The organism is Martinezella lusitana, from assembly GCF_016901135.1.
Taxonomy (GTDB): Bacteria; Pseudomonadota; Alphaproteobacteria; order Rhizobiales; family Rhizobiaceae; genus Rhizobium; species Rhizobium lusitanum_D.
Map to the genome: position 1 here is coordinate 472,124 of NZ_JAFEVL010000020.1, position 26,671 is coordinate 498,794.

At 60.8% G+C, this 26,671-nt stretch carries 28 protein-coding genes; 10 read left to right on the forward strand and 18 right to left on the reverse strand.

Annotated features, from left to right (window positions below):
• The first annotated feature begins 137 nt into the window (after nucleotides 1-137).
• Together JTP94_RS09450 and JTP94_RS09455 are read left to right on the forward strand one after the other, a co-directional pair.
• Complete coding sequence (locus JTP94_RS09450; RefSeq protein ID WP_204850244.1) at nucleotides 138-1,802, forward strand: electron transfer flavoprotein-ubiquinone oxidoreductase; 1,665 nt, start codon at nucleotides 138-140, stop codon at nucleotides 1,800-1,802.
• Between the two features lie 6 nt (nucleotides 1,803-1,808).
• On the forward strand, nucleotides 1,809-2,336 hold the full coding sequence (locus JTP94_RS09455) for a GNAT family N-acetyltransferase (RefSeq protein WP_204850245.1): 528 nt from the start codon (nucleotides 1,809-1,811) through the stop codon (nucleotides 2,334-2,336).
• Nucleotides 2,337-2,505: 169 nt separating this feature from the next.
• On the opposite strand, the gene JTP94_RS09460 is transcribed toward JTP94_RS09455, so the two are convergent.
• The gene (locus JTP94_RS09460) at nucleotides 2,506-2,844 is read right to left on the reverse strand and encodes a hypothetical protein (protein WP_204850246.1); all 339 of its coding nucleotides are present in this window, start codon (nucleotides 2,842-2,844) and stop codon (nucleotides 2,506-2,508) included.
• Between the two features lie 162 nt (nucleotides 2,845-3,006).
• A complete protein-coding gene (locus JTP94_RS09465; protein WP_204850247.1) occupies nucleotides 3,007-3,921 on the reverse strand; it encodes a DMT family transporter in 915 nt (304 codons plus the stop codon).
• A gap of 144 nt (nucleotides 3,922-4,065) precedes the next feature.
• Here JTP94_RS09465 and JTP94_RS09470 point away from each other — a divergent pair, with 144 nt between their 5' ends.
• Nucleotides 4,066-4,539: an Lrp/AsnC family transcriptional regulator gene (locus tag JTP94_RS09470; protein ID WP_204850248.1), complete on the forward strand. Its 474-nt coding sequence runs from the start codon at nucleotides 4,066-4,068 to the stop codon at nucleotides 4,537-4,539.
• Nucleotides 4,540-4,599: 60 nt separating this feature from the next.
• Here JTP94_RS09470 and mgtE read toward each other — a convergent pair whose 3' ends face one another.
• Both mgtE and JTP94_RS09480 read right to left on the reverse strand, forming a co-directional pair.
• The gene (gene mgtE / locus JTP94_RS09475; protein ID WP_204850249.1) at nucleotides 4,600-5,973 is read right to left on the reverse strand and encodes a magnesium transporter; all 1,374 of its coding nucleotides are present in this window, start codon (nucleotides 5,971-5,973) and stop codon (nucleotides 4,600-4,602) included.
• Nucleotides 5,974-6,330: 357 nt separating this feature from the next.
• Nucleotides 6,331-7,344, reverse strand: a complete 1,014-nt coding sequence (locus JTP94_RS09480) for a zinc-binding alcohol dehydrogenase family protein (protein ID WP_204850250.1) — start codon at nucleotides 7,342-7,344, stop codon at nucleotides 6,331-6,333.
• A 104-nt stretch (nucleotides 7,345-7,448) separates the two neighbouring features.
• Here JTP94_RS09480 and JTP94_RS09485 point away from each other — a divergent pair, with 104 nt between their 5' ends.
• Nucleotides 7,449-7,853: a helix-turn-helix domain-containing protein gene (locus tag JTP94_RS09485; RefSeq protein ID WP_204850296.1), complete on the forward strand. Its 405-nt coding sequence runs from the start codon at nucleotides 7,449-7,451 to the stop codon at nucleotides 7,851-7,853.
• Here JTP94_RS09485 and JTP94_RS09490 read toward each other — a convergent pair.
• The gene (locus tag JTP94_RS09490) at nucleotides 7,818-9,035 is read right to left on the reverse strand and encodes an MFS transporter (RefSeq protein WP_204850251.1); all 1,218 of its coding nucleotides are present in this window, start codon (nucleotides 9,033-9,035) and stop codon (nucleotides 7,818-7,820) included. The genes JTP94_RS09485 and JTP94_RS09490 overlap by 36 nt on opposite strands.
• Nucleotides 9,036-9,363: 328 nt before the next feature.
• On the opposite strand from JTP94_RS09490, the gene JTP94_RS09495 reads away from it, so the two are divergent.
• Nucleotides 9,364-10,311, forward strand: a complete 948-nt coding sequence (locus tag JTP94_RS09495) for a diacylglycerol kinase family protein (protein WP_204850252.1) — start codon at nucleotides 9,364-9,366, stop codon at nucleotides 10,309-10,311.
• A gap of 5 nt (nucleotides 10,312-10,316) precedes the next feature.
• Here JTP94_RS09495 and JTP94_RS09500 read toward each other — a convergent pair whose 3' ends face one another.
• On the reverse strand, nucleotides 10,317-11,657 hold the full coding sequence (locus JTP94_RS09500; RefSeq protein WP_204850253.1) for a glutamine synthetase family protein: 1,341 nt from the start codon (nucleotides 11,655-11,657) through the stop codon (nucleotides 10,317-10,319).
• Between the two features lie 290 nt (nucleotides 11,658-11,947).
• Here JTP94_RS09500 and JTP94_RS09505 point away from each other — a divergent pair, with 290 nt between their 5' ends.
• On the forward strand, nucleotides 11,948-13,315 hold the full coding sequence (locus JTP94_RS09505) for an aspartate aminotransferase family protein (RefSeq protein ID WP_204850254.1): 1,368 nt from the start codon (nucleotides 11,948-11,950) through the stop codon (nucleotides 13,313-13,315).
• Here JTP94_RS09505 and JTP94_RS09510 read toward each other — a convergent pair whose 3' ends face one another.
• Genes JTP94_RS09510 through JTP94_RS09520 form a run of 3 tightly spaced genes read right to left on the reverse strand, consistent with a single transcriptional unit; the run spans nucleotide 13,316 to nucleotide 16,460 of the window.
• Entirely contained in the window at nucleotides 13,316-13,936 is a 621-nt protein-coding gene (locus JTP94_RS09510; RefSeq protein WP_204850255.1) for an NUDIX hydrolase, read from the reverse strand. It abuts the gene before it with no gap.
• Nucleotides 13,937-13,951: 15 nt separating this feature from the next.
• Nucleotides 13,952-15,448: a glycosyltransferase family 39 protein gene (locus JTP94_RS09515; protein WP_204850256.1), complete on the reverse strand. Its 1,497-nt coding sequence runs from the start codon at nucleotides 15,446-15,448 to the stop codon at nucleotides 13,952-13,954.
• A complete protein-coding gene (locus JTP94_RS09520; RefSeq protein WP_204850297.1) occupies nucleotides 15,441-16,460 on the reverse strand; it encodes a glycosyltransferase family 2 protein in 1,020 nt (339 codons plus the stop codon). Before JTP94_RS09520 ends, JTP94_RS09515 begins: the two co-directional genes overlap by 8 nt.
• Before the next feature lie 93 nt (nucleotides 16,461-16,553).
• On the opposite strand from JTP94_RS09520, the gene JTP94_RS09525 reads away from it, so the two are divergent.
• Nucleotides 16,554-17,513: a lysylphosphatidylglycerol synthase domain-containing protein gene (locus JTP94_RS09525; protein ID WP_204850257.1), complete on the forward strand. Its 960-nt coding sequence runs from the start codon at nucleotides 16,554-16,556 to the stop codon at nucleotides 17,511-17,513.
• A 5-nt stretch (nucleotides 17,514-17,518) separates the two neighbouring features.
• Here JTP94_RS09525 and JTP94_RS09530 read toward each other — a convergent pair whose 3' ends face one another.
• The 4 genes from JTP94_RS09530 to JTP94_RS09545 are packed head-to-tail and all read right to left on the reverse strand — an operon-like array spanning nucleotide 17,519 to nucleotide 19,899.
• A complete protein-coding gene (locus JTP94_RS09530) occupies nucleotides 17,519-18,760 on the reverse strand; it encodes an RNA polymerase sigma factor (protein WP_204850298.1) in 1,242 nt (413 codons plus the stop codon).
• Nucleotides 18,761-18,770: 10 nt separating this feature from the next.
• Nucleotides 18,771-19,148: a YciI family protein gene (locus JTP94_RS09535; protein ID WP_204850258.1), complete on the reverse strand. Its 378-nt coding sequence runs from the start codon at nucleotides 19,146-19,148 to the stop codon at nucleotides 18,771-18,773.
• Between the two features lie 18 nt (nucleotides 19,149-19,166).
• Entirely contained in the window at nucleotides 19,167-19,529 is a 363-nt protein-coding gene (locus tag JTP94_RS09540; RefSeq protein WP_204850259.1) for a YciI family protein, read from the reverse strand.
• A 10-nt stretch (nucleotides 19,530-19,539) separates the two neighbouring features.
• The gene (locus tag JTP94_RS09545) at nucleotides 19,540-19,899 is read right to left on the reverse strand and encodes a YciI family protein (protein ID WP_204850260.1); all 360 of its coding nucleotides are present in this window, start codon (nucleotides 19,897-19,899) and stop codon (nucleotides 19,540-19,542) included.
• A gap of 156 nt (nucleotides 19,900-20,055) precedes the next feature.
• Between JTP94_RS09545 and JTP94_RS09550 the strand changes: the two genes are divergently transcribed.
• Nucleotides 20,056-20,283 (forward strand): hypothetical protein, encoded by a 228-nt coding sequence (locus tag JTP94_RS09550; RefSeq protein WP_204850261.1) that lies wholly within the window; start codon nucleotides 20,056-20,058, stop codon nucleotides 20,281-20,283.
• Between the two features lie 22 nt (nucleotides 20,284-20,305).
• Here JTP94_RS09550 and JTP94_RS09555 read toward each other — a convergent pair whose 3' ends face one another.
• The 3 genes from JTP94_RS09555 to JTP94_RS09565 all read right to left on the reverse strand — a co-directional run bounded on the left by JTP94_RS09555 (nucleotide 20,306) and on the right by JTP94_RS09565 (nucleotide 22,651).
• Nucleotides 20,306-21,808 carry an AMP nucleosidase gene (locus tag JTP94_RS09555; protein WP_204850262.1) on the reverse strand — a complete coding sequence of 501 codons (1,503 nt, stop codon included), beginning with the start codon at nucleotides 21,806-21,808 and terminating at the stop codon, nucleotides 20,306-20,308.
• A gap of 122 nt (nucleotides 21,809-21,930) precedes the next feature.
• Nucleotides 21,931-22,092 (reverse strand): hypothetical protein, encoded by a 162-nt coding sequence (locus JTP94_RS09560; RefSeq protein ID WP_162693676.1) that lies wholly within the window; start codon nucleotides 22,090-22,092, stop codon nucleotides 21,931-21,933.
• Nucleotides 22,093-22,312: 220 nt separating this feature from the next.
• Entirely contained in the window at nucleotides 22,313-22,651 is a 339-nt protein-coding gene (locus JTP94_RS09565; RefSeq protein ID WP_204850263.1) for a DUF2147 domain-containing protein, read from the reverse strand.
• 463 nt (nucleotides 22,652-23,114) lie between these two features.
• Here JTP94_RS09565 and JTP94_RS09570 point away from each other — a divergent pair, with 463 nt between their 5' ends.
• On the forward strand, nucleotides 23,115-23,378 hold the full coding sequence (locus JTP94_RS09570; RefSeq protein ID WP_034507870.1) for a sel1 repeat family protein: 264 nt from the start codon (nucleotides 23,115-23,117) through the stop codon (nucleotides 23,376-23,378).
• 244 nt (nucleotides 23,379-23,622) lie between these two features.
• On the opposite strand, the gene JTP94_RS09575 is transcribed toward JTP94_RS09570, so the two are convergent.
• Nucleotides 23,623-24,735, reverse strand: a complete 1,113-nt coding sequence (locus JTP94_RS09575; protein ID WP_204850264.1) for a pyridoxal phosphate-dependent aminotransferase — start codon at nucleotides 24,733-24,735, stop codon at nucleotides 23,623-23,625.
• Nucleotides 24,736-25,044: 309 nt separating this feature from the next.
• Here JTP94_RS09575 and JTP94_RS09580 point away from each other — a divergent pair, with 309 nt between their 5' ends.
• Nucleotides 25,045-25,890: a dienelactone hydrolase family protein gene (locus JTP94_RS09580; protein ID WP_204850265.1), complete on the forward strand. Its 846-nt coding sequence runs from the start codon at nucleotides 25,045-25,047 to the stop codon at nucleotides 25,888-25,890.
• Between the two features lie 84 nt (nucleotides 25,891-25,974).
• Here JTP94_RS09580 and JTP94_RS09585 read toward each other — a convergent pair whose 3' ends face one another.
• Nucleotides 25,975-26,367: a PilZ domain-containing protein gene (locus tag JTP94_RS09585; protein ID WP_204850266.1), complete on the reverse strand. Its 393-nt coding sequence runs from the start codon at nucleotides 26,365-26,367 to the stop codon at nucleotides 25,975-25,977.
• Nucleotides 26,368-26,671: the final 304 nt, after the last annotated feature.

Here is a 26,671-nt window from a genome sequence, read left to right on the forward strand (position 1 = left end):
TGGGGGATTGCCTGTCGCTTCCCGGCTCGACAATCCCTTCCCATTTTGACAAGAGATAACCGAAATGGGGAAGACGCCCAAAGGGGACAAGGCCGCGCTCCGATGCCATCGTGCGCCCGGCCAATCGGAGAGAGTGGATGACTGACGCGAGCGAGCTGCCTGAACGCGAGAGCATGGAATTCGACGTCGTGATTGTCGGGGCGGGTCCTGCGGGCCTGTCTGCGGCGATCCGGCTGAAGCAGGTCAATCCGGACCTGACCGTCGTCGTGCTCGAGAAGGGCGCCGAGGTCGGCGCGCACATCCTGTCGGGTGCCGTCGTCGATCCGATCGGCATCGACCGCCTGCTGCCCGGCTGGCGCGAGGAGGAGGGCCATCCCTTCAAGACCGAGGTGACATCCGATCACTTCCTGTTCCTGGGGCCGGCCGGCTCCATCCGCCTGCCGAATTTCATGATGCCGCCGCTGATGAACAATCACGGCAACTATATCGTCTCGCTCGGCAATGTCTGTCGCTGGCTGGCCGAGAAGGCGGAAGGCCTCGGTGTCGAGATCTATCCCGGTTTTGCCGCGACCGAGGTGCTCTATAATGACGAGGGTGTCGTCATCGGTGTGGCCACCGGCGACATGGGGATCGAGAAGAACGGCGAGCCCGGCCCGAACTATACGCGCGGCATGGAACTGCTCGGCAAATATGTGCTGATCGGCGAGGGCGTGCGCGGCTCGCTCGCCAAGCAGCTCATTGCCAAGTTCGATCTGTCGAGAGACAGCGAGCCGCAGAAGTTCGGCATCGGCATCAAGGAGCTCTGGCAGGTCAAGCCGGAGCACCACAAAAAGGGTCTGGTGCAGCACTCCTTCGGCTGGCCGCTCGGCTTCAAGACCGGTGGCGGCTCCTTCCTTTATCATCTGGAAGACAATCTGGTCGCCGTCGGCTTCGTCGTGCACCTGAACTACAAGAATCCCTATCTCTATCCCTTCGAGGAATTCCAGCGCTTCAAGACGCATCCGGCGATCCGCGGCACCTTCGAGGGCGGCAAGCGCATCTCCTATGGCGCGCGCGCCATCACCGAGGGTGGATATCAGTCGGTGCCGAAGCTGACCTTCCCCGGCGGCGCGCTGATCGGCTGTTCGGCGGGTCTCGTCAACGTGCCCCGCATCAAGGGCAGCCACAATGCGGTGCTCTCGGGCATGCTGGCGGCCGACAAGATCGCCGAGGCGATCGCGGCCGGCCGCGCCAATGACGAAGTGATCGCGATCGAGAACGAATGGCGCCAGACGGATATCGGCAAGGACCTGAAGCGGGTGCGCAACGTCAAGCCGCTCTGGTCGAAGTTCGGAACGCTCATCGGCATCGGCCTTGGCGGCCTCGACATGTGGACGAACCAGCTTTTCGGCTTCTCTTTCTTCGGCACGCTGAAGCACGGCAAGACGGATGCCCAATCTCTCGAGCCTGCGGCCAAGCACCAGAAGATCGACTATCCGAAGCCGGATGGCGTCTTGACCTTCGACCGCCTGTCCTCGGTGTTCCTGTCGAACACCAATCACGAGGAAGACCAGCCGGTGCATTTGCACGTCAAGGACATGGCGCTGCAGATATCGTCGGAGCACGATGTCTTTGCCGGTCCTTCGACGCGCTACTGTCCGGCAGGCGTCTATGAGTGGGTGGAGAAGGATGGCAAGGAGACCTACGTCATCAACGCTCAGAACTGCGTCCACTGCAAGACCTGCGACATCAAGGATCCCAACCAGAACATCAACTGGGTGCCTCCGCAGGGCGGCGAAGGGCCTGTCTATCCGAATATGTGAGATGCAATGACAGAGATCGGGCAAGGCGCCTGGGCGATCCGTCCGGGCAGGCCGGACGAACTGCATTTGCTTGCGGCCATCGAGATCGACGCTTTCTGGGCGTTGCATGAAGCGGGTGCCGTGGACTGCGAGCCGACATCGCTGTCGATCGAAGTGCTCAGGCAATCGCAGACCGAGCAGCTGCTGCTTGTCGCCGTCGATGATGGCGACCAGCCGTTCGGCTTCCTGGCCGGTATCTTGAAGGACGGTTCCGTTCATATTGCCGAAATCGATGTCGTCAGGCGTTGGCAGAAGAAGGGCGTCGGAAGGCATCTGATGGAAGCTGTCATCGCCGCGGCGAAAACGCAGGGTGCTGCCGGCGTCACGTTGACGACGGATCGGCATGCGGCCTTCAACGCGCCATTCTATGCCTCCCTGGGATTTCGCATCTTAGACGATGAAGAGAGGCCGGCTGGATTGACGCGGATCCTGGAGAATGAGGTTGCGCACGGTGCCGACCCCGCCAGGCGCGTGGCGATGGCGCTTCGGTTCTGATCCCTATCCCAGGGATGGGGCAGATCGCCAATCCGAAGCGCCATGATGTCGAAGACAGGAATTAACGGAATCGGTAGCAAATGCCGCTGGTGGTGGGTTTCGGCCCATTGCGGACTCCCGTGTAGCTGAGGTGAGATCATCGCCTGTGGTGATGCCTGCACGAAAGCGGTCACGTCAAAAAAGGCATTACATCCACTCCGTCGCCGGGAAAAATGGTGATATGCGGATGGTCCTCGAACAGGCGTGCAGCGGCGTCAGCGCTCTCCGCTTCGACCACCAGGTAGCCGCAGAATGAATTCACAGCATTGGCGACTCCGTCCTTGGTTATGCGTGTCGTCTTGCCCACCATTCCGCCACGATCAAGGATGGACGAAGCATTCCTTTCTTCCCACGCTGCCCACTCTTTGATGCCGACGGCATCTACTGCATCCTGCTTGGCTTTGGGCAGGTTTCGAAAGGACGCTAGGTCCTCAGGCTTCATGGTGTAAACGGCAAGAAAGCGGGGCATCGGCACATCCTCCATGTGTCTTGAAGGTTGCCAACTTACACGCCTCGCTTCGGAAATCACATTCCGACAAATAGCGCGGGACGTGGAACGGCAGCTTATGGCGCGAAGCCGCCGCCGGAGATGCATGCAAGGCTGGTGACATTCGCGGCTTAATTGCAGGAATTAATGGTGAGCGTTCTTCCGTGCAAACACGCCGGTCGAGAGCGCAACACCAAGCCCCGTAACTACTGCGGCTGCAATGCCCGCTACTCCGATTTCCTCACCGAGCAGGAAGCCGCCGCCGATGGTGGCGAGAACAGGCGTGATTGCGGTGAAGGCTGCTGCCTGCGTGCCGCCGAGAGCCTGGACGGCAAGACCATAGGCGAGTGTAGCGGCAAGGCCGGAGAGCAGGCCCTGGCTGACGACCTGCAGGCCGATTTCCGGCAGCGGCACTGAGGCAAGCGAGCTGCCGAAGACGAAGGCCAGCCCGACATGGAGGAGGAAGGACCAGACAGCGATGATGGCGCTCGATTGCAGGGCGCTGAGGCCGGAGCGGCGGAAGGCATGGGTATAGGATGCCCAGAGCAGGGCTGCGAGCGGCAGCATCGTGAACCCAGCCCAGGAGATTTGCACGCCGTAAAGGCTGCGTGCCAGAAGGATGAAGACGCCGGCGACAATGCCGCCCAGCCCGAGCCAACGGGTCACATCAAGCCGTTCACGAAACAGCGTCACGCCGATTACCGCAGCTGCCAGCGGCATGGAGCCGCCGAGCAGGATGCCAGCTGCCGAGGCCGGGGTGAATTGAATGGCGAAGGTGGTCAACTGGAAGAAGAGCGCGCCGGAGCCGCAGACCATCAGCGCCAACAGCTTCAGCGGCACGCCCTTCGGCAATAGGCCGGTGCGCAGCCAGACCGGGGATAGGACGAGAGCCGGCACGCCATAGCGGATCAGGCCGAGGTCGATCGTGCTCATCTGGGTCTCGGCCGTGTGGCGCGTGGCGAGGATCCAGTTCGCCCAGATCAATACGGTGACGATAGCGCCTGCATAGCCGATCGCTGTGGGTGTGGTCTTGCGGGTAGGGAGGGTCAAGGCGGTCATCGACATATCCTTTCCAACGATCCGGTTTATCTTTCGATGAGAAAAAGATAGCGCCGAAGGCCGAGGCATGTCCTTGCTAGTTATGGCTCTGAAAACATGATATTGGCAATAATCTGCCAATATTGGTAACTGGATTTCTCAGAAATGCCAAAACTGGATAAATTCGATATTGCCATCCTCAATTGCCTGCAGGAGGATGCGCGCGCCACCAATGTCGAGATCGCCGAGCGTGTGAACCTGTCGCCGTCACCCTGTTTGAGGCGCATCCGCAATCTGGAAAAATCGGGCCTGCTACGCGGCTATCGTGCCGACATCGATCGCAAACAGGCGGGGCTCGGCCTGACGGTTTTCGTCGAACTCAAGGTCGGTCATCACTCGAAAGAAAATTCAGAGGCGCAGCAGGCAGCGCTGCTCGCCATTCCGGAGATCGTTTCCTGCCATCTGATTTCGGGAACCGCGGATTTCTTGGCGGAGGTGGTCGTCACCGATCTCGCCGCCTATGAACGCCTATTGACGGAAGCGCTGCTGGTTCTGCCCGGGGTGATGGATATTCGCTCGAATTTCGCGATTCGAACGCTGAAGACCGGCGGTGCGCTGAAGCTGTCCGTGCCTGACTGAGGGAAGCAAATGAAAAAGGGGCCGTCGGCGGCCCCTTCGATCTGAATATTCCGATTGCGCTCAGAGCATCGTTCCGCTGAGGATCAGCAGCGCGACCGAGAAGTAGATCACCAGCCCGGTGACATCGACCAGCGTCGCAACGAAGGGAGCCGAGGCGCTGGCGGGGTCGAGCCGCAGCTTCTGCAGAACGAAAGGCAGCATAGAGCCGGCGAGCGAACCGAAGGTCACGATGCCGATCAAGGCTGCGAAGACAGTAAGGGCGACGAGCTGCCAATGCGGACCGTAGTCGAAGAGACCGATGGTCTGCCAGAGCACGATGCGGGCGAAGCCGACAAGGCCGAGGATCGAGCCGAGCACGATGCCGGTCGGCAGTTCACGCAGCGCCACGCGCCACCAATCCGACAGTTTGAGTTCGCCGAGCGCCAGCGCCCGGATGATCAGCGAGGTTGCCTGCGAGCCGGAATTGCCGCCCGAGCTCATGATCAGCGGGATGAACAGCGTCAGCACGACGGCCTTCTCCAGCTCGCCCTCGAAATGCTGCATCGCGCTTGCCGTCAGCATTTCGCCGAGGAAGAGGGCGGCGAGCCAACCGGCGCGCTTGCGGATCATGCCCGCAAAGCCGATCTTCATATAGGGCTGGCCGAGGGCTTCCATACCACCGAACCTCTGCGCGGCTTCAGTCGTATCGGCGATCATCGTGTCGATGACGTCGTCGACCGTGACGATGCCGAGCATGCGACAGTTCTCGTCGACAACCGGCAGCGCGAGCAGGTCGTGGCGACGGATCAGGCGGGCGACATCCTCCTGCTTCATCAGTGCGGGTGCCGTGACTGGCGTACCCTTCTGCGCGACCGTCAGGATGCAGGCGTCGGGCTCACCTGTGATGAGGCGGCGCAGCGTCACGACATGCAGCAGCGCCTGCGTTTCGTCGTCCAGCACATAGATGGCATAGACGGTCTCGCGGGAACGCTCGACCTGGCGGACATGGTTTAGCGTCTGGGCAACGGTCCAGCTGGCGGACGCGCTGACGAATTCCGTCGTCATGATGCCGCCAGCCGTGCGCGGCGGATAGCCCATCAAACCCTGGATCGCGACACGAACCGGCTCGTCAAGCGTGGCGAACAGCCGGGTGCGGGTATCGCCGTCAAGCTCCAGCAGGACGTCGGCCACGCGGTCGTTGGACATGCCATGCAGCAGCCGTGCGGCGTCGGCATTGCTCATGACTTCGAGAATGGCGGAGGCGTTGCGTAGTTCCGGCCGGTCGAGGATACGAACGGCGCGTTCCTCCGGCATCTTGGCGAGGATGCGTGCGGCTTCTTTGGCGTCGATCGCGTTCAGCGACTCGACGCGTTCCGCGATGGTGACGGCGCGGTTGTTATTGATGAACGCACGGGCGGCATTGCCAGCCCGAATGGGGAAGCTGTTGATATTCATTATAGCTCGCCTTTCCGGTCGATCCGCCGTCGTAGCGGATCGTGGCGAGCCGACAGGAGTCGGTTAGTGCACGAATGCTACTGACGGCAAAGGCAATCGACTACTACTGTCGCTAGGCATCTAAAGATGGCTCCGGTTAATCGGCATGGAAAAAACGTTATTCCCCACGTGCGAGAGAAGTCGCGCTGAAGGCATAAAAAGTCAAGAGGTGGAAGCGGTTAAAGGCATTATGTCGCAAGAAAAATTTCTTTAGGCGGCTGAAAGTTTGTGCGTTGCAACAAATTCCGTTGCGAATGCGTTAAAATAGGTTGGCCGGACACCTCGCGCCCGGCCAGATTCGCTGAAAATTTCAGTCTCTCAGAAGCCCGCCAGAACGACCTTGCCCTTCATTTTGCCGGTTTCGACCAGGGCATGCGCCTTCTTCAAATTCGCCGCGTTGATCGTGCCTGCGGTCTCCGTCAGCGTCGAGCGGATCTTGCCGGCATCGACCAGTTCGGCGACCTTCGTCAGCAGCCTATGCTGCTCGATCATGTCGGCCGTATTGAAGAGCGGGCGGGTGAACATCATCTCCCAGTGGATCGAAACTGCCTTGCGCTTGAAAGGCATGACGTCGAGCGTCTTCGGGTCGTCGATCAGCGCGAACCGGCCCTGCGGGGCGATGGCGTCAACGATGGATGCGATGTGGTCTGATGTGTTGGTCATTGAGAAGACGAAGGCGGGTGCGCCGATGCCAAGCGCCTCGATCTGCGGCGCAAGTGCCTTCGAATGGTCAATGACGTGATGGGCGCCCAGTTCCTTGACCCATGCTTGAGTTTCCGGCCGGGAAGCGGTGGCGATGACCGTTAGGTCGGTCAAGGCGCGCGCGATCTGGATGGCAACGGACCCGACGCCGCCGGCGCCGCCGATGATAAGGATGGCATTGGCAACACCGAGGACGGGATCCTGCACCTTCAGGCGATCGAACAGCCCTTCATAGGCCGTGATCGACGTCAATGGCAGCGCGGCAGCGGCCGGAAAATCGAGGCTCTTCGGCTTGGCTCCGACGATGCGCTCGTCGACCAGATGGAATTCGACATTCGAGCCGCCGCGGTTGATGGTGCCGGCATAGAAGACCTCGTCACCTGGCTTAAACATGGTGACCTCGGGACCGACGGCTTTGACGATGCCAGCTGCGTCCCAGCCGATGATCTTGTATTCGCCCTCCGCCGGCGCGACGTTGGCGCGGACTTTGACATCGACCGGATTGACGGAAACGGCCTTCACTTCGACCAGTAGATCGCGGCCCTTGGCCTCGGGTGTCGGCAGGTCGATATCGATGAGCGATGTCTCTGCGGAAATGGGCTGCGGATGCTGGTAGGCGACTGCACGCATGGGAAAAGCTCCTGAGTTTGTTGCACACAGGCTAGATGCGCATTATCGTCAAAAGGCGCAAGAATGCACAAATTCTGTACGTAGGTACAAAAAGGATACCCTCGATGTCGCTTCCCCGCTCCAAGCTCGTCGGAAATTTTCCAGGATGTCCGGTCGAGGCGACGCTGAGCCTGCTCGATGGCAAATGGAAGGGCGTGATCCTGTTTCACCTGATGGAAGGAACGCTGCGCTTTAACGAGATCCGTCGCAAGTTGCCGTCGGTGACGCAGCGCATGTTGACGAAGCAACTGCGCGAATTGGAAGAATCCGGGCTGGTCTCGCGCACCGTCTTTGCGGTAGTTCCGCCGCGCGTCGATTATGCGCTTACGCCGCTCGGCGCGAGCTTGCGGCCGATCATCAAGGCGATGGCTGTATGGGGTGAGGAATATGTCTTATGTCACAACGGCCGGCAGGAGCTGGTAGCGCCTGCGGCCTCATGCGTGGCCGGTGCGGCGCTCCAGGCCAACTGAAACGGCAAACACCGCAAGGCCGGCGACCGAGAGAACCGCGCCGACATAACCGGTCGCAGCGGCCGTGAAGCCCCAGGTGATCACCATGCCGCCGAGCCAGGCGCCGAGCGCGTTGGCGATATTGAAGGCGGAATGGTTTGAGGCGGCAGCCAGCGTCTGCGCATCCGCCGCCACATCCATCAGGCGGGTCTGCACGGCCGGACAGGCGGCGAAGCCGCAGCCGATCAGAAACACGCAGATGCAGAGCATGACGGGGTTGGCGGCCGTCAACGAAAACAGCGTCATGATGATGATGTTGAAAATCATCATGCCGCCGATCGTGCCCTTGAGCGAGATATCGCCGAGACGTGAGCCGACGACATTGCCGACATTCATGCCGATGCCGAACAGCGCAAGCACGACCGGCACCATGCTTGCCCCGAGGCCCGCAACCTGTGTTGTGGTGGTGGCGACATAGCTGAAGATCGAGAACATGCCGCCGAAGCCGACGGCGGCGATGCCGAGCGTCAGCCAGACCTGGATGCGCTTGAGCGCGCCGAGCTCGCGGGTGATGCTGGCGCCTTCCTCGACCCTGTCCTTGGGGAGAAACAGGGCGATCAGCAGCATGGTTGCGAGGCCGATGCCACCGACCATCATGAAGGCTGCCCGCCAATTCAGAAGCTGACCCAGCAAAGTGGCGATCGGCGTGCCGATCAGCGTTGCGATCGTTAGGCCGAGCATGACCTGGCCGACGGCGCGGACACGGCGGTGAGCCGGCACCATGGAGGCGGCGACGAGGGCTGCGACACCGAAATAGGCGCCATGCGGCAGCCCGGTGATGAAGCGCAGCGCCGTGAAGCTTGCGAAGGTCGGCGCGAAGGCGCTGGAAATATTGCCGGCGGCGAAGATCGCCATCATCAGCAGGAGCAGCGTGCGCCGCGCCATCTTGGCGGCAAGCACGGCGATAACAGGCGCACCGACGACGACGCCGAGCGCATAGGCGCTGATGACATGGCCTGCTTCCGGCGTGGTGACGCCAAAGGTGTCGGCAACATCAGGCAGAAGTCCCATGATGACGAATTCGCCGGTGCCGATGCCGAAGCTGCCGACCGCGAGCGCCAGTGTCACGAGCGCGATGGCCGTGCGCGAAGGCGCTTCCAGGACGGTTTGGGTATCGAGGACGTCGGCGGCAATATCGCTCACGAAAGCTCCTTGGCGACAAACCCAGGCAAGGCGCCGCGAATCATGCAGCGAGCCCGGAACCCGGCGTTCGATGCATCATGGGGAAATAAAGGACTGAAGGGGCATGGACATGCCTCAAGCGGTAGTATCGATGACGTCGATATTTCTGTCGCGTGCATTTTTTGCAGTGCAGCATGCCGCATGCTGCATAAGTAAGCCCCGGTTCCGATTGGCACGGAGCGATTGCAATGCTTGAAATCGCTTCATCCGGAACCATCTGTGAGAAAGCGCACGGGGGCATCAGCCCCTTCCGAGACATAATTTATTTGCGGAAAGACCAAGAGCCCCAATGAAATTGATCGGCTTTTTCAACCGCGATGGCGGTACCTTCCGGACGACGGATATGGCTGCCTATGAGGCGAGGGCGGAGCAGGTTTTCCGCGATGCCGGTCATGATTTCGAAGCCGTGGTCGTGGCGGGACGAGATGTCGTGTCGGCGATGGAGCGTGCGGCGCGCCGGGATGACATAGACGGTATCATCGCCGGTGGCGGCGACGGCACGATTTCGGCTGCCGCCGCCATCGCCTGGAAGAGCGGGGTTGCCCTCGGCGTGATTCCCGCCGGCACCATGAACCTGTTTGCCCGTTCGCTGAGATTGCCGCTCGATATCTGGCAGACGCTGACCGTGCTCGCGACAGGCGAGGTCGACAAGGTCGACATCGGCAGCGCCAACGGCCGGGCCTTCGTGCATCAGTTCTCTGCGGGCCTGCATGCGCGCATGGTGCGCTATCGCAACGGCTATACCTATCGCTCGCGCATCGGAAAGATGTCGGCCAGCACCCGTGCCGCCTTCGGGGTCATTGCCAATCCACCGGAATTCGATGTCGAATTCGAAGCCGGCGGCATTCACGAGCATCGGCACGTGTCCGCGATTTCCGTCTCCAACAATCCCTTTGGTGCCAACGCGCTGCTCTATGCCGACGATCTGCGCGGCGGCGAGCTCGGCTTCTATACGGCAAGACCGTTGCGGCCGCTCGGTGTGGCACGTCTGGCCATCGATATGCTGCGCGGCCGGTTTCGCGAGAACACCGATGTCATGGTCATGCATGCGCCGGAAGTGCATCTGCATTTCCCGAAGCTGCGCCAGCTCGCAAACTGCGTCATGGATGGCGAGTTGCTGCCGCTTGAGCGCGACGTGACGCTCAAGGTTCATCCCGGCGAACTCAAGGTGATGGTCCGGGAAGGCACCGCCGCCAGTGTCGAGCGCGAGGGCGCCGTCAACAGCGTGGCCGTCTGAAGCGGTCAGAGACGCGGCAGATAGGTGCGATAGTCGAAATCGGAAACGGTGCGCAGAGAGCGGATCGCTTCCTTGTGCTTCGTATCGCCGTAGAGCCTTTGATATCGCTCGCCGAAGATATTGGCGATGAAGGCAGAGGTGCGGAAGCGCTCGACGGCGGTCAGGAAGTCATGTGTCAGCCGTGGGGCGTCGGCCGGCACATAGGCCGGTGTCGTCTCCTCGCCGGGGTCCAGTTCGTTCTCTAAACCGAGCAGTATGCCGCCGAGGATTGCCGCCAGCATCAGATAGGGATTGGCGTCGGCGCCGGCTACGCGGTGCTCGACGCGCGCGCCCGGCCCATCCTTTTCGGGGATGCGCACCGCGGTGCCGCGATGGCCATAGCCCCAGGTCAGATCGACGGGGGCGAAGGAGCCCGGCTGAAAGCGGCGGTAGGAATTGGCGTAGGGCGCAAAGATCAGCTGCGCATCCTCTAGCGTTTGCAGCAGCCCGGCGCAGATCGACTTCAGCTTCTTCGGCTCGCCGCCTGCCGCATCGAGGACATTGCGGCCCTCACGGTCGATGATGCTGACATGCACATGCAGCCCAGAGCCGGCGTGATCGGTATAGGGTTTCGCCATGCAGGTCGATTTCAGGCCGTGCTTGCGCGCCGCCTGCTCGGCCACGCGCTTCAGCATGATGCAGTCGTCGGCGGCGGCAAGGGCATCCGGCCGGTGCAAGAGGTTGATCTCGAACTGGCCAGGCCCGAATTCGGCTGTCGTCGCATCCGCCGGCAGCCCCTGCGCCCTGGCATAGCTGCGCAGCGTTTCAAGATAGTCGCCGAGCAGGTCGACGGCATCCATATCATAAAGCTGATAGCCGTTCGGCTCGTCCCGATAGATCAGTGCCGGCGGCGGCGAGGGAATGCCTCTTTCGCGCCAGTCACCGGCAAGCAGATAGAATTCAAGCTCGGTTGCGATGACCGGCGTTAGGCCGAGCGCCTTGTAGCGGCCAACGACGGCCGCAAGAATGGCGCGGGGATCCTGAAAGCTCGGGCCGCCGTCAAGCTCGTGCATGGTGGCCAGCACCTGCTTCGATCCCGCCGGCGCCCAGGGCATATCCGCGAGCGTGCGCTGATCGGCGACACAGGTGCCGTCGGGATCGCCGATGGTTAGCGAGAGGCCGGTAATATCGTCGTTATCGTCGCCCCAGATATCCAATGATTGCGTCGAAGTCGGCAGTCGCACGGCGCCGGACCAGACCTTGTTTTCGGCCGCGATCGGGATCTGCTTGCCCCGCAGCCGGCCGTTCATGTCCGATATCAGCACCTCGATGCGCGCATTACCCTCGGTTGCGTTGTCGGCCGCCATGCTCTTGTAAATCCCCAATGCTCACGGCATGGTCGTAAACCATGATAGCTATCAGTCAAGTCTGGCGACGCTGAGTCTCCGTGCCAGGCCCCTCACCCCAGCCCTCTCCCCGCGGATGCGGGGAGAGGGGACCCACCAGTGCTCGCCGCACCCAAAGCGGCCGATCTGGCACGATAACCCCCCTCTCCCCATTTGACGGGGAGAGGGCTGGGATGAGGGGCCATGCATGGAATCACGACGTTGACGGATTTGCCTGACAAGCGCCAATCTCAACGAGGTTCGATTCAGCAATGTCCGATACGTCTAGCCGCTCCAATCTCGCCGCCCTCGATGCCGCCCATCATCTTCATCCCTTCGCTGATATGAAGAAGTTGAACGCCGACGGCGCGCGGATCATCCAGCGCGGCGAGGGCGTCTATATCTTCGACAGTGAAGGGCGGAAATATCTGGATGGATTCGCCGGCCTCTGGTGCGTGAATATCGGCTATGGCCGCACGGAGATCGCCGATGCCGCCATCCGGCAGATGAACGAGCTGCCCTATTACAATACCTTCTTCGGCACGACGACGACGCCGGCGACCTTGCTGTCGGAAAAGGTCTGCGCCCATGCCGGGCCGCATTTCAATCATGTCTTCTTCACCAATTCCGGCTCGGAGGCCAACGATACCTGGTTCCGCATGGCGCGGGTCTACTGGAGCGCGGTCGGCAAGCCCAGCAAGAAGACCGTCATTGCCCGCAGGAACGGCTATCATGGCTCGACAGTTGCCGGCGCCAGCATGGGCGGGATGAAATACATGCATGAGCAGGGCGATCTGCCGATCCCCGGCGTCGTCCACATCGGGCAGCCCTATTGGTACGCCGATGGCGGTGATCTCTCGCCGGAAGAGTTCGGCCTCAAGGTCGCCCGCGAGCTGGAGGAGAAGATCGATGAGTTGGGCGAGGACAACGTCGGGGCCTTCATCGCCGAGCCGGTACAGGGCGCGGGCGGCGTCATCGTTCCACCTTCGACCTATTGGCCGGAAATCGCGCGCATCTGCAAGGCCCGAAACATCCTCTTGGTCTGCGACGAGGTGATCTGCGGCTTCGGCCGCCTTGGCTCATGGTTCGGCTATCAGCATTTCGGCGTCGAGCCCGATCTCGCCCCGATCGCCAAGGGGCTATCGTCAGGCTATCTGCCGATCGGCGGCGTGCTCGTCAGCGATCGCATCGCCGATGTGCTGATCAACGAGGTCGGCGAATTCAATCATGGCTTCACCTATTCCGGCCATCCGGTGTGTGCGGCCGCCGCACTGGAGAATTTGAGGATTATCGAGGATGAACGGCTGGTCGAGCGCGTCCGCGACGATATCGGTCCTTATTTTGCCGAGGCCTGGGGCAGCCTTGCGGATCACGACATGGTCGGCGAAGCCGTCAGCATCGGCCTCATGGGCGCATTGCAGCTTGCCGCCGATAAATCCACCCGTCGCCGGTTCGAGAAGCCCGATGCGATAGGCTCGGCTGTCCGCAACCACGCGCTCGCCAACGGCCTCGTGCTGCGCGCTACCGCCGACCGCATGCTGGCGTCGCCGCCGCTCGTCATCAGCCATGATGAGGTGGATGCCATGGTGCGTATCACGCGGCTGGCGCTCGATGCCGCTTGGGCGGAGGTGAAGTCGTAATCAGCGCTTGTCCGTCGGCGCCGGCGCATCCCACTTGCCGGCCTTGTGAAGGGCAAGCGTCAGCGCCGCGACATGGATGACCTGGATCATCTTGCCATCCAGCGCCAGCTCGATCGCCTGCCGGATCGGCATGCGGATCAGGCGAATGCGCTCGGTCGGGTCGTCCGCGGGCTTGGCGCTGAACTCGACATTTCGGGCAATGACGATGTGCGCCAGATTGGTGTGTGTCGCGGGATTGGGCGCAAGCTTGCCCACATAGTCCCAGTCGGCGGAGGAGAGGCCGGTTTCCTCGCGCAGCTCGCGCGCCGCCGCCTCGACCGGGCTTGCATCGCTCGTGTCTATGGCTCCGCCGGGCAGTTCGAGGGCCACGTCACCCAGCCCATGACGATACTGTTGAACAAGATAGATATGATCCTCGGCATCGAGCGCGATAATCTCGACCCAATCGGGATATTCCAGCACATAATAGGGCGCGATTTCCACGCCTTCCGCCGTCACGCAGCTATCGGCCCGGACCTTCAGCCACCGGTCGTGAACCAGATGGGTTGAGCTCTTTATCTCCCAGGGCGGAAGATCCGTAGTGTCGGTCAATAGGTGTGTGACGTCGTCCTTCGAGTCCATGCGCGCTTCGAGCCCCTATTTCGGATAGACCCACGCATAGGCGAAAGACGCCATGTCACCCGGTTTGCCATGAATATACTGCACATCCGTGAGCTTGGTGTCCGGCGTCGCATATTGCGGACCAAGTGTGTCGCGCAGCCAGTCCGACAATTCCGCCGGCATGACACCATTGTCCTTGCCTGGGCGCCACACGATCAGGATCGGCTTGTTTGCGCTCCACTGATAATCGGCTTTCAAATTTGGAAAGAAGAGCGACATGGCCGGCACGTCGGGAAGCTGCAGGTGCAGGTTGCCGGCGGGCAGCCATCCGTTCGTCAGCACCAAGCCCGGCTGCTTGCCTTCGCTCGCAAGGATCTGCTGCACGAAGGCGGGGTAGGGGGTGTTGTAGTGGTCGTAGGCGCCAAACAGCATCGGGAAGATGGTGCGGATCAAAAGCAAAGCCGGGATAACGACCATCATGACAAGTGGGACATAGAAGAAGCGCTTGCCGAAATCCGCGGCCGTGATTCCGGCGACTTCCATCTTCAGGCACAGATAGATCGGCAGCAGGAAGAGGAAGGGCAGCAGCCAGCGGTCGCGCAGATCCGTCATGCCGATGGTGACGATCAGGATCAGCACGATTATGGCGATGACGGCAAAAAGGATTTCGAAGAAGCGGGTCCACTCGTTCGACCGGCCGAAATTCTTCAGCAGGCTCTTGCCGAAGACCAGTGCATAGACGACGAGCGTCGGAGCGCCGATGACGACGATCAGCTTTAAGAATTTCAACGGCCCTTTCACGAACTTGGCGAAAGCGCCCTCCGGCGCCTCCTCCGCCATGATGCCGAGCGTGCGGCCGGAGGCGAGGTCGAAATTGTGGATCAGCCAGATCCCGTGCGGCAGGAAGACCGCCAGGGAGATGAGGATGGTCAGCAGGAAGCGCTTGTCGAAGACGCGGGCGCGGCCCTGCGGATGCATCAGCACGGCGACGATGGCTCCGGCGGCGAGCAGCGCGAAATTGTACTTCGACAGCATGCCGAGGCCGAGCGCTAAGCCGGTGAATGCATACGAGCCAAGGCTTGGCGCCTTCAGCGTGCGGATCGCGCCGTAGAGGAACAGGTTGATGGTGACAAGCTGCGCGACCGTGTGCGTCAGGTCGCGCTGGGCCTCCCAGAAGAATTGCGGGATGGTGAGTAGCGACAACGTTGCGATCGCCGCGAAGACCTTGTCGGTCAGCACTTCCCTGGCCAGCCTGTAATAGCTGAGATAGACGAGGAAGAGGAAGATGTTCTTGACGGCGGAGATTGCCGCCAGCGACAGGCCGAAGACGGAAACGACGAGTGCCTGCACCCAATTGTATAGCGGCGGCTGGGAATCGTAGCCAAGCGTCAGCCATTGCGAGAACAGGGCCTGCTGCGACTCGTCGAAGCGCATGCCATGCGGCATGGCGAGGCGCACCAGGAACTCGATTATGAAGTAGCCAGCGAGAAGCGGGATGATGGCATCCGGTCGGCGGACCAGAAACCTATGCATCTCGGTGATCCCGATCGAAGATCTTGCGCACGATATAGTTCGGCGAAAGATCGTCGCGATAATATATGCGCGCGATCATCTCCGCGAGGATGCCCGTCGTGATCATCTGCACCGACGATAGAAGCAGCACGACCCCGACCAAAAGCAATGGCCTGCTGCCGATATCGTCGCCGAAGATGAACTTGTCGATGAAGAGCCAGAACAGGATCACCGCGGCGAGCGCTCCGAGACCGAGGCCGAGAGAACCGAAGAAATGGCCCGGTCGCGCCTTGTAGCGCATGAAGAACATCACCGACAGAAGGTCGAGAATGACGCGGAAGGTGCGTGAGATCCCGTATTTCGAGGTGCCGTGCTGGCGGGCATGGTGGGTGACGGCGACTTCGCCGATACGCGAGCTCGGCACGACGCCGGCGACCCAGGCGGGGATGAAGCGATGCATCTCGCCCATCAGCTTTACCTGCTTGATGATCGTGGCGCGGTAAATCTTCAGGCTGCAGCCGTAATCGTGCAGCTTTACGCCGGTGATGCGGCCGATGAGGTAATTGGCGCACCAGGAGGGGATCTTGCGCAGGAAAAGCCCGTCCTGACGGTTCTTGCGCCAGCCGACGAGCAGGTCGAGTTGTCGCCGTTCCAGCTCCTCGACCATCGAGGGGATGTCCTTCGGGTCGTTCTGCAGGTCGCCGTCCATGGTGGCGATGAGGCGGCCGCTGGCGGCATCGATGCCCGCCTGCATGGCCGCCGTCTGGCCGAAATTGCGCTGAAGTTCGACGATACGCAGCGTCAGCCCGTCACGCGGCAGCGACCGGCGCGCATTGGCGAGAGTGGCGTCCGTGCTGCCATCGTCGATAAGGATCAGTTCCCAGGACTTGTCGAAGCCCGCCATGGCGGAACAGATGCGCTCGATCAGCGGTTCGACGCTTTCTTCCTCATTGAAGACGGGCACAACAAGCGAAAGCTCAAGAGGGCTTGCCGCATCGGCCTGGGGGAGGGTCGACTCTGCCGTTGTCTGCAACACTTCTTTCTCCTACAAGACCGGCAGAACCTGCCGGACGGAACGAGCGACTGTCCGGTCTGAAGCCTCAGCTCGCATTGGGTGCCTAACTACATGAAGACTCCGATGGTTGCCAGCCGACAGAATTGGTTTATTCGCAACCGAATGATGCTGTTGACGCTCGCAGTCGTCGTTGCCTATGCGGCCTTCATCGAATGGTTCTGGGGCTGGAGTTCGATCCTGGCGCAATGGGGCAAGGTGGGCGCCCTGCCTATCCTTCTCGCCCTGATGCTCCTGACCGGCACCTACGTCCTGCGCACCTGGCGCATCTACGATTACTTCCCGAAGGAAACGTCAGGCCATTTCGCAGCGCTCTTTCGTGTGACGCAGGTCCATAATCTGCTTAATATCATGATGCCGTTCCGCACCGGCGAGACCAGTTTCCCGGTGCTGATGCGTTCCGAATTCGGCATACCGATCGCGCGGGGCACATCGGCGCTGTTCGTCATGCGGCTGCTCGATCTGCATGCGCTGCTGGCGGCGGCCGGCGTCGGTCTTGCGCTTGCTTCGCCTTACCGCGTTCTGGCCTGGATCGTATGGCTGGCTTTCCTGCTCTTGCCGGTCGCAGGTTTCGTTTCGCGCCGGCCGCTGATCCGTCTTGCCGCCCGCGTCCTGCCGAAGAAGGCGCAAGGGCTGGTGCACGAGCTGGAGCGCGGCCTGCCGGTCGACGCCCAGGCCTTTGCGCGCGCCTGGCTGACGACGCTGGTCAATTGGCTGGTCAAGGTCGCGGTGCTTGCCTGGGCGCTCGGCCTGATGAATGTCGCGCCGCTGTCGGCAAGCTTCGGCGGCGCGCTCGGCGGCGAATTGTCGTCGGTCTTGCCGGTGCATGCGCCGGGAGGTGTGGGCACCTATCCGGCCGGCATCACCGCCGGCGCCATGGCATTCGGCGCCTCGGGCGAGAAGGCCGCGCTTGAGAACCTGGCGCAGGCGAGCATCAACGCCCACCTCCTGATCGTCGTTTCGGCGCTGACGGGCACCGCGATCGGCCTGCTGGTCTCAAGAAAGCGTGCCTGATCCGGCTAATGCCGGGTTTTGCCTTCCAGCTCGGCCAGCCGCTTGCGCAGAAACGCCTGCTCGGGCGCCTGCTGGCAAAGCGAAAGCGCCATCTCGTAGGATTGCCGGGCTTCGTCGACGCGTTCGAGTTGGCGCAGAAAATCGGCTCTTGCGGCATGGGCAAGGTGATATCGCGCCAGGCGTTCCTCGCCGAGCAGGCCATCGACGATGGCGAGTGCCGCTGTCGGCCCATCACACATCGAGACGGCTACCGCCCGATTGAGTTCGATGACTGGCGAGGGGTTCGCCAGCAGTAAAAGGTCATAGAGGGTGACGATCCGCCGCCAATCCGTGTCGTCTGCTGTCGCGGCGCGCGCATGTTCGGCGGCGATGGCCGCTTGCAGGGCGTAGGTGCCGACGCCGTCCGCTGTCATGGCCTCTGCCGAGAGAGCCAGGCCCTCGCGAATCCTGCCGCGATCCCAGAGCGAACGATCCTGATCGGCAAGCAGCACCAGATCGCCGGCCGCGTCCGCGCGGGCGAGCCGTCGCGAATCCTGCAGCAGCATGATCGCCAGCAGCCCTGAGACCTCCGGATCCGGCAGAAGCTGCAGCAGCAGCCGGCCGAGCCGGATGGCCTCGGCTGCGAGATCGGCGCGGACGATCGCTGCGCCAGAGGACGCCGAATAGCCTTCGTTAAAGACGAGGTAGATGACGTGCAGCACCTGTGCCAAGCGTTCCGGTAGCTCCGCCATCGTTGGCACCTCGTACGGGATTTGGGCGGCGCGGATGCGATTCTTGGCGCGGACGATGCGCTGGGCCACGGTCGGTGCCGGGATCAGGAACGCGTGGGCGATCTCCTCCGTCGTCAGGCCGCATACCTCCCGCAGCGACATCGCCATGCGGGCGTCTGCGGGAATAAGCGGATGGCAGCAGGTGAAGACCAGCCGCAGCATGTCGTCCTCGATCTCCTGGTTTTCTGATATCTCCATTGTTTCGCCCTCCGGATAGAGGCTGTCGGCGATATCGGACTGAGCGGCGTCGAAACGCACCCGCCGCCTTATGTGGTCGATGGCGCGAAAGCGGCCGGCGGAGACGAGCCAGGCATAGGGATTGGCCGGGATCGTCTCCTCCGTCCATTGTTGTGCTGCCGCCGCAAACGCATCGTGGAGCGCCTCCTCGGCCCGATCGAAATCGCCGAGCACACGGATCAACGTCGCCAGCACGTGTCGCGAGTGGCTGCGGTAGATGCTGTCGATGGTTCGGTTCAGCGACACGGCGTCAGCGTTTCTCCGCTAAGTCTCCCCGAAGCGTCAGGATACGCACCGGACGAATCTCGATGGCACCATAGCGTGCCGAGGGAATGCGTTTGGCGATGTCGGTTGCGCTATCCAGATCGGGCGTATCGATGAGATAGAAACCAGCCAGATGTTCCTTCGTCTCTACGAATGGCCCATCCGTCACCGAAAACGTGTCGCCCTGCGGTCGGATGACGATCGATTTATCTCGGAGTTCCAGAGCGTCCGAAACGATCAGTGTGCCGTCTTGCTGCAAGCCTTCGTCATAGGCGAAATGCTCGGCGGTCAGACCGTTCATTTCGCTCGGCGTCAGCCTTCCGTCAATGTCGATCGATGTGTAGATCAGGCATAGAAATCGCATCACTCTCTCCCTTAGCGCCTATTCATCAGGAAACCGGATGTCGAAGGCTGCACGGACCTCGATCATGCCGTAGCGGGCGACGGGGAAGGTGGCGGCAATGCGCGTGGCTTCCTCCATGTCCCTGGCTTCGATCAACACGAAGCCGCCGAGATGCTCCTTCAACTCTGCGAAGGGGCCGTCGGTGACCGCGGTCTCGCCCTTGCGCACCCGAACCGTTCTGGCGGTTTCCGGCTCCCGCAATGCGTTGGCGACGATGATATGGCCGCTGTCGCGCAGCCGGTTGTCGTTGTCGATGGACTCCTGCGTCAGCCGTCGCCCTTCTTCCTCGGAAAGCTTGCTGATCTCGGCCGTCTCGAACCAGACCTGACAAAGAAATTTCATCGTCGTCTCCTCAAATATCCGGGCCAAAAGAATGGATCGGCCGCACCTCGATGCTGCCGAGCTTTGCAAGCGGGATGCCGGCCGCAACGCGGATCGCATCGTTCAGGTCTTTCGCGTCGATCAGGATGAAGCCGCCGAGATATTCCTTGGTCTCGATGAAGGGACCGTCGGTCACCGCGGTCTCGCTGTTGCGGACCCGCACCGTCACCGCAGAGCTTGGTGACTGCAGCGCCTCGGCATGGATCATGTGCCCGCTTGCCATCAGATCCCGGTCGTAGCCGAGCGAATCCGAATCGAGCCTGTGTTTTTCCTCCTTGGTCATGGTGTCGAGCACCGTGCCGTCGAACCAGACTTGGCAGAGATATTTCATCGCAACGTCTCCTCTCTCAATTTGCTGACAGCCATAGACGAGCGGGCCGCATGCAAATCGACATCCCGATCGGCAGCATGACAAAAATTTTTATCGTTGTCGAAAAGGGCCGGAGCCAGTCGACCAGTTTCCGTCATCACCAAAGGAGACACGGAGATGTATAATCTGGAAGCAGCGCTCGTGTATCACTGGCACATGAAGACAGTGTCGGAGGGGGAAATACTGGAAATGGCGGATCTCGGCGGGGTCGTTCGCCGCACGATGATCGGGTTTGCGTGTCTTGTCGTATTGATTCTCTGCCTGAGCTGGGCCGCCGAGCCAGACAATGGGCGGCCGCAAGCCGCGGCTGCTGATCAGGCATATTCGACGCTCGCTGAGCGGTGATAGGGGGCAGGACCCCCTATTGCTATTGGAATGCCGTTTCGAAGAAGCTGCGCAGCTTGCGCGAATGCAGCTTTTCCGGCGGCATTTCGGCCAGTTTCTGGATGGCGCGGATGCCAATCTGCAGATGCTGGTTCACCTGCGTGCGATAGAACGCCGTCGCCATGCCCGGCAGCTTCAGCTCGCCATGCAGCGGCTTGTCCGAAACGCAGAGGAGCGTGCCGTAGGGAACGCGGAAGCGGAAGCCATTGGCGGCGATGGTCGCGGACTCCATGTCCAACGCCACGGCGCGGGCCTGCGACAAACGCTTGACCGGGCCTGCCTGATCGCGCAGTTCCCAATTGCGGTTGTCGATGGTGCCGACCGTGCCGGTGCGCATGATGCGCTTCAGCTCGAAGCCTTCGAAACCGGTGATTTCGGCAACGGCGGCTTCCAGCGCCACCTGCACTTCGGCGAGCGCCGGGATCGGCACCCAGACCGGCAAGTCGTCGTCGAGAACGTGGTCTTCGCGCATGTAGGCGTGTGCGAGCACATAGTCGCCGAGCCGCTGGCTGTTGCGCAGGCCGGCGCAATGGCCGAGCATCAGCCATGCATGCGGGCGCAGCACGGCGACATGGTCCGTGATCGTCTTCGCGTTGGACGGGCCGACGCCGATATTGATCATGGTAATGCCGGCATGTCCCTTCTTCTTCAGATGGTAGGCAGGCATTTGCGGCAGGCGCGGCGACGTCACATCGCCCTCGGGGTGGCTGGAGCCGGCCTTGGTGATGATGTTGCCGGGTTCGACGAACTCGGTATAGCCGTCTCCGCCGCTGGCCATCAGATCCCGCGCCCATTTGCAGAATTCGTCGATATAGAACTGATAGTTCGTGAACAGCACGAAGTTCTGGAAATGCGCGGCGCTCGTCGCGGTATAATGCGAGAGGCGGGCCAGCGAATAGTCGATACGCTGCGCGGTAAAGGGCGCGAGCGGCGAGGGCTCTCCTGGAGGCGGAATATATTCGCCGTTGGCGATCTCGTCGTCCGTGGTGTTCAGATCCGGCGTATCGAAGAGGTCGCGCAGCGGAATATCTTCGAAAGCTGCAGCGGAGGCCTCGACATGCGCGCCTTCGCCAAAAGCAAAATGCAGCGGAATGGGCGTCGACGATTCGGACACGACCACCGGTACATTGTGGCTGCGCATTAGCAGCGTCAGCTGCTCTTTCAGATAATGGCGAAACAGTTGCGGACGCGTGATGGTGGCCGTGTAGACGCCCGGCGCGGTGACGTGACCATAGGAAAGACGTGAGTCGACATGGCCGAAGCTCGTCGTTTCGATGCTCACCTGCGGGTAGAAGGCGCGGTAGCGCGCCGTGATCGGCGCGCCCTTGGCCAACTGGGCGAAACTGTCGATCAGGAAGGCGGTATTGCGATCATAAAGCTCCGTCAGCGCGTCGACGGCCTTGGCCGAATCATCGAAGGTCCGGGGCTGGAACGGGCTGGGGGAGGAGATGTCGAGGGGTGAAAAAGGAGAGATTCTGTTGCTCATGAGCCATTATAGAGTGTCGTTGTTAACAAGCAAACGACGTTGAAAGAGGCGGCCCCGGATTTTCGCAGCTATTTTTGCAATCATGCCTCCACCCCAGTCATCCGGGATGGAGAGGTGTTTGCTTATTGCACGGTCGTGCAATAAGGCGCGCCGGTTTGCAGGCAGGTGAAGCTTGCCCCGAAATGCGATTGCGCGCCGCTGCGGCCGGCGTGTTCGACCGCAACCGAGAAGCTAAATGCGAAGACGGCGGCAAACAGCATAACGATGACAAAACGCCGTGCCATGATAAACGAGTCCATGTTCCTGGCCCTATCCGTGCCCTATACTGGACACTGTTTTGCCATGGTCAGGCTGAACAGGTGCTGAGATACCGGTTCATCCAGCGTTCATGAATCTTAACCGGACTTTATTGGGCATTTGCACGCCGCGCCCAATGACAAAAGCCTGCCCGGAAGGTCGCGGGCAGGCGCATAGGATCACGCTTTTTTTCGGGTGGTGTGCTCCTCAGAGCCTCGTCCAGGTCTGCGACTTGCAGAAGACCTTCATGACGCAGCCCTTCATCCTGACGGTATTGCCGCTCACCGTGCCGGAGCCGCTATAGGTCTTGTCCTCGGCGGGGTCGGTGAGTTCGCCCGTATAGCTGTTGCCCGTGCCCTGCATCTTGCCGATCTGCTTGCCGGCATATTTGCCGGTCTTCAGCCTCACGCAATAGCTGCCCGCGCAAGGTGTGATGGCGGCGGTGTCGCCTTCCATGGTCTTCCAGTTGCCTACGATCGGTTCGTCGGCGAAAGCTGCGCCCGCGCTGACGAGCAGCGCCGCGGCAAGAATGGTTACACGGATCATAGTGTTGCTCCTCCCCAGGCACCGTCCGGCCCAACGACCGGAAATGCGACAAGATTATCTAACGCGAACGTAAAGGTAAATATGGTTTCCAAGCGCAAATTCCCGTTATGCGGCCTCCGGCCTCCTGTCGAAAAATACTGTTTCCGATGACCACAGCTCATTTCGTGGTGAACGAAGGGTTTAAATCCAGATCCTAACAAAACGTAAAATTCGCGCAAAAGTCCTTAATTTGCAAGGCAAGCGATGTTTAACAAAATCCCAAATTTACCAAGCATTTGTACTTTGTTTGCATCGAATTAAGCATGCATTTTAGCCGTTTTTTGAAGGCCGTCTGCGATAGTGAGGTCATCAAACGAGCGGGGCAAACCCGCCGGCCGGAAGGACCGGAAAGCCGCGAACGACGGCAAGGTCCTAACGGAAAAACAGGGCAAGTACGAACAGAAGTAAAACAGGGATAAAACCGATGGCACGCTTCGAAACACCGATGTCTGAAATGGCCATGATGGGTGGCAACAGCGCCGATGCCCTTTGCGAGCTGGGCGTGAACTACGCGACCGGCAGGGGCTGCACCGCAGATCTTGTTGCCGCCCACAAATGGTTGAATATCGCGGCCATCCGTGGCAGCGCCCGGGCCGCCGAGCTTCGTGCCGACGTCGCCGCGACCTTGACCAAGATGCAGCTCGCTGCAGCGCTCCGCGCCGCCCGCGAGTGGATGACCACGCACTAGAGCCGGATGATTTTAGGTCTATTCGACCTAAAATCTGAATCCGCTCTAGCATCATGGAAATAGAGCATGATGTCGTCCGAAAACCGCTCACACTTTTCGGCATCATGCTCGGAAGCGCGCCAACTGAATATGACGCACGACCTCGAAGGAGGGGATATCGGCGGACGACGGAGAGGCGAACCGCCGAAATGACGAAAACCGCGACCGGCCGGGACAAGGCTGGCGCGGTTTCGTCGTTTTAGCTTCAGCCGATCGCCTTCAGCACCTTAGGCAGCGCTTCGGCGAGCAGATCCAGATCTTGGGATGGTCCGACGCTGATGCGGATGCAGCGGTTGAGCGGCGCGACGCCTGGCATCCGGATGAAGACCCCATGCTGGATCAGCCCATCGACGATCGCGCGCGCATAGACGCCGTCGCGGCCGCAGTCGATGGCGACGAAATTGGTGGCGGAGGTGAGCGGCAGGAGCCCGTTGTCCCGGGCGATCATACCGATCTGCTCGCGAGCAGCCTGGATCTTGCCGACGACCTCGGCGAGATAGGCCTGATCTTTCAGCGCGGCGAGAGCCGCCACCGTCGCCAGCCGGTTCATGCCGAAATGATTGCGGATCTTGTCGAAGGCCAGCACCGTCTCGGGCGTGCCGATCGCATAGCCGACGCGGGCGCCGGCAAGACCATAGGCCTTGGAAAAAGTCCGGGTGCGCAACACGTTCGGCAGGTCGATCAGGTCAGAAATCGCCGGCAGGGAATTCGCCGGCCCCGTCTCGCTATAGGCTTCGTCGAGGATCAGCAGGCAATTTTCCGGCAAGGCCCGGGCAAAGGCGACGACCTTGTCCGCCTCCCACCAGCTTCCCATCGGATTATCGGGATTGGCGAAATAGACGAGCGGCGCATTCTCGCGTCTGACCGCTTCGAGCAGCCCATCCAGATCTTCGCGGTCATCGACATAAGGCACGGTCACCAGGCGGCCACCGAAGCCCGAGACGTGAAAGTTGAAGGTGGGATAGCCGCCGAGCGAGGTGACGACAGGGGTTCCCGGCTCGATAATCATGCGCGCGATCAGGCCGAGCAGGCTGTCAATGCCTTCGCCGACGGCGATATTGGCCGACTGAACGCCGAGATGCGCGGCGAGCGCCTGTTTCAGCGCGAAGTTTTCCGGATCATTGTACATCCAGATGTCGCCGGCCTGCTCGCGCATGGCTGCGATGACGGAGGGCGCGGGGCCGAAGCCGTTCTCATTGGCGCCGATCCGGGCTTTGACGGATAGCCCGCGCTGACGCTCCAGCGCTTCGGGACCGACGAAAGGAACGGTGGAGGGAAGGGCGCTGATCAGCGGCGTGAAGCGCGAAAAGGCGGACATGCTGGCTTGTTTTCCCGAATTCTGTTGCAAGGCACAGCAGAATAGGCGGTTGGCGGACCGTTGCAAGAGCGGAAAGCTGTAGGAATTATGCGTACTGTGTTGCAAATTCCATTCGGCTACCTCAAGGGTTGAGGCCAGCGACAACTTTGCGCCGCCAGTGGAGAAACGCTGCGTCCGGATCGCGCCAACAGCCGTCATTGGACCGTCCTTTCACCGCCAGTATGGACTTGGTTGCTAAGCGATCTTGTTCGAAGATAAGCAAGGAATTTTGCTGCTAACAGGCTGCCGATCCAACAGTGGAGAAGTTCAGTGAGAGCCCCGAAACTTTTTCTTTGCTTGGTCGCTTTTTTTGGCGTCACGTTAGCTGGAAACCGGGCCGATGCCGACGAATTGGTACGGTTCGAAGGCGCGCCCGTTAAGCCAAGCCCGTTTCGAGAACGCAAGGCGAAAGAACAAGGAGAAATTCTTCCTCAACCTCAAGGCACACCATTACTGGGATATTTGAGCCGGCCCCAAGGAAATGGTCCATTCCCGGCCATAGTCGTCATGCACGGATGCGGGGGCATTCGTCCAAGCCTCAAGACGATTTGGCCGGAGCGACTGGTTTCATGGGGCTACGTCGTGCTTCTGGTCGATAGCTTCTCCACCCGCAATATCAAAAGCACCTGTCAAAGCTATCTTCCTGATCGCGAATACGACGCCTATGGCGCTTTGGAATATTTATCGACCTACAGCTTTGTCGATGCTCAGCGCATCGCATTGATGGGCTTTTCAGCGGGCGGCATGGCTGCGTTAGACGCCACAAAGATCAACGGCAGCCAGGAGTTTATGGACCACAAATTCAAGGCAGCCGTTGGCTACTATCCGCTCTGTGCAGCAAGCGAAGGGGATGCGACAGTCCCGACTTTGATTTTGAATGGCGAACTAGACGATTGGAGCCTGGCCGAACGATGCCGGCAGAGGGTGGGCCATCTGAGTGGCAATGGCCCACCAATCGAACTCGATGTCTATCCCGGTGCCTATCACGATTTTGATGTCCCAGAGGTCACTGTAGCAAAGAGGGTGTTCGGTCATTTAGAAGAGTATAATGCGTCCGCAGCGGAAAAGTCCTTCGACAGCGTTCACGCATTTCTCCAAAAGTACCTCTCCAAGTAAAGCCTGAGCTTTAGCGCATCGTTTGTCTGCAACAAATCCGCAAGTCGCCGCCAATGGCGTCGCTGCAAAATATGGGATCTGTGCTTATCGCTTCCTGCCGCGTGCAGCCAGCGCTTCGGCATTGCCGATCATGAAGTCGGCGCGGACGACGCGTCGCAATGTCTCCGGCTCGATCAGGTTGATGAAGCGGACATGGATCCGGTTGCCATTGCGGCTCGTTTCGGCGCAGGCGATGCGGTAGGCGAGGCCGAGAATGTTCAGATAGTAATGGCTCGGCAGCCCGACGGTCGTGGCGACGACGAAACTGGCGCCGCCGCGCGAGATATCGACGATCTCGGCGCTGCGCATGGAAATACCGGTGAGACAGGGGCGTACCGCCACGAGACGCGCTGGCCTCTGGACAAAGAACCGTTCCCAGCTCCGTTCGTAGACTTCGGATTTGACTTTCGCCAGATGCGTTGCGCGAAGCATTGTCATTCCCTGTTGAAGAGCAGACCGAATTCATCTCGGTTACACCATGAACCTTGCACGGAGGTTTTGCGGAAGCGTCAATTGCATTGGTAGAATTTTAACGGGTTCGCCTTTTGTGCCGATTTGGATGCATCTTGACAGGAACATTGGCTTCGATCATACGAGTTGTCGGTTCGAGGCGCCTGCTGCTCGCGGATGAAAATCCAAGGTGAAGTCCTCGCAGTTTTGGTCACAGCCACATAGGGCATGCTGACTGACGGTAATGCGAGCCCCGTTTCACGGTCGTAAATGCGTGCCTTGGTAAAGGCTG

Coding starts and splice junctions, on each gene's coding strand:
- JTP94_RS09510 (WP_204850255.1), bottom strand. CDS start 13,936: ATGGACTCGAAGGACGACGTCACACACCTATTGACCGACACTACGGAT.
- JTP94_RS09565 (WP_204850263.1), bottom strand. CDS start 22,651: ATGATCCGTGTAACCATTCTTGCCGCGGCGCTGCTCGTCAGCGCGGGC.
- JTP94_RS09505 (WP_204850254.1), top strand. CDS start 11,948: ATGTCCGATACGTCTAGCCGCTCCAATCTCGCCGCCCTCGATGCCGCC.
- JTP94_RS09555 (WP_204850262.1), bottom strand. CDS start 21,808: ATGAGCAACAGAATCTCTCCTTTTTCACCCCTCGACATCTCCTCCCCC.
- JTP94_RS09540 (WP_204850259.1), bottom strand. CDS start 19,529: ATGAAATTTCTTTGTCAGGTCTGGTTCGAGACGGCCGAGATCAGCAAG.
- JTP94_RS09515 (WP_204850256.1), bottom strand. CDS start 15,448: ATGCATAGGTTTCTGGTCCGCCGACCGGATGCCATCATCCCGCTTCTC.
- JTP94_RS09500 (WP_204850253.1), bottom strand. CDS start 11,657: ATGGCGGCCGACAACGCAACCGAGGGTAATGCGCGCATCGAGGTGCTG.
- mgtE (WP_204850249.1), bottom strand. CDS start 5,973: ATGAATATCAACAGCTTCCCCATTCGGGCTGGCAATGCCGCCCGTGCG.
- JTP94_RS09585 (WP_204850266.1), bottom strand. CDS start 26,367: ATGACAATGCTTCGCGCAACGCATCTGGCGAAAGTCAAATCCGAAGTC.
- JTP94_RS09525 (WP_204850257.1), top strand. CDS start 16,554: ATGAAGACTCCGATGGTTGCCAGCCGACAGAATTGGTTTATTCGCAAC.
- JTP94_RS09480 (WP_204850250.1), bottom strand. CDS start 7,344: ATGCGTGCAGTCGCCTACCAGCATCCGCAGCCCATTTCCGCAGAGACA.
- JTP94_RS09560 (WP_162693676.1), bottom strand. CDS start 22,092: ATGGCACGGCGTTTTGTCATCGTTATGCTGTTTGCCGCCGTCTTCGCA.
- JTP94_RS09470 (WP_204850248.1), top strand. CDS start 4,066: ATGCCAAAACTGGATAAATTCGATATTGCCATCCTCAATTGCCTGCAG.
- JTP94_RS09465 (WP_204850247.1), bottom strand. CDS start 3,921: ATGACCGCCTTGACCCTCCCTACCCGCAAGACCACACCCACAGCGATC.
- JTP94_RS09535 (WP_204850258.1), bottom strand. CDS start 19,148: ATGCGATTTCTATGCCTGATCTACACATCGATCGACATTGACGGAAGG.
- JTP94_RS09570 (WP_034507870.1), top strand. CDS start 23,115: ATGGCACGCTTCGAAACACCGATGTCTGAAATGGCCATGATGGGTGGC.
- JTP94_RS09575 (WP_204850264.1), bottom strand. CDS start 24,735: ATGTCCGCCTTTTCGCGCTTCACGCCGCTGATCAGCGCCCTTCCCTCC.
- JTP94_RS09495 (WP_204850252.1), top strand. CDS start 9,364: ATGAAATTGATCGGCTTTTTCAACCGCGATGGCGGTACCTTCCGGACG.
- JTP94_RS09545 (WP_204850260.1), bottom strand. CDS start 19,899: ATGAAATATCTCTGCCAAGTCTGGTTCGACGGCACGGTGCTCGACACC.
- JTP94_RS09550 (WP_204850261.1), top strand. CDS start 20,056: ATGTATAATCTGGAAGCAGCGCTCGTGTATCACTGGCACATGAAGACA.
- JTP94_RS09485 (WP_204850296.1), top strand. CDS start 7,449: ATGTCGCTTCCCCGCTCCAAGCTCGTCGGAAATTTTCCAGGATGTCCG.
- JTP94_RS09455 (WP_204850245.1), top strand. CDS start 1,809: ATGACAGAGATCGGGCAAGGCGCCTGGGCGATCCGTCCGGGCAGGCCG.
- JTP94_RS09460 (WP_204850246.1), bottom strand. CDS start 2,844: ATGCCCCGCTTTCTTGCCGTTTACACCATGAAGCCTGAGGACCTAGCG.
- JTP94_RS09450 (WP_204850244.1), top strand. CDS start 138: ATGACTGACGCGAGCGAGCTGCCTGAACGCGAGAGCATGGAATTCGAC.